Raw genomic sequence first — 256 nt, 5'->3', positions numbered from 1 at the left:
AGTCTGGAGTAAGCGGTATACAGTGCGTTAATCGATTCCAGAATGCGGGTAATTACTTGTGTATCGTCATCGCCCATCTCGCCATTGATGAACGCATCCGCCATCAATAACTGGATATCCGGCGTCAGCGCCCACCAGCGACAATCGTTAGCGCGCTCATATAAATTACGATCCATGATGTCGATCATCAGCCGCGAGATAAACTGCGCATCTTGCAAACCCGATGACACTACGGTGCCATACAGATCATGAATAG

Annotated in this window: 1 protein-coding gene; it reads right to left on the bottom strand. The window is 48.8% G+C overall.

Translation table 11 applies throughout. The features are described from left to right. The coding region (locus QN347_RS20360) for a hypothetical protein (RefSeq protein ID WP_323494483.1) at window positions 1-188 on the bottom strand (188 nt) is incomplete at its 3' end. Window positions 189-256: the final 68 nt, after the last annotated feature.

Origin of the sequence: Sphingomonas sp. 10B4 (assembly GCF_035019905.1) — a bacterium.
Taxonomy (GTDB): domain Bacteria; phylum Pseudomonadota; class Alphaproteobacteria; order Sphingomonadales; family Sphingomonadaceae; genus Sphingomonas; species Sphingomonas glacialis.
The sequence above is the reverse complement of the archived record's forward strand: the minus strand, read 5'-3'. Positions and strand labels throughout refer to the sequence as shown.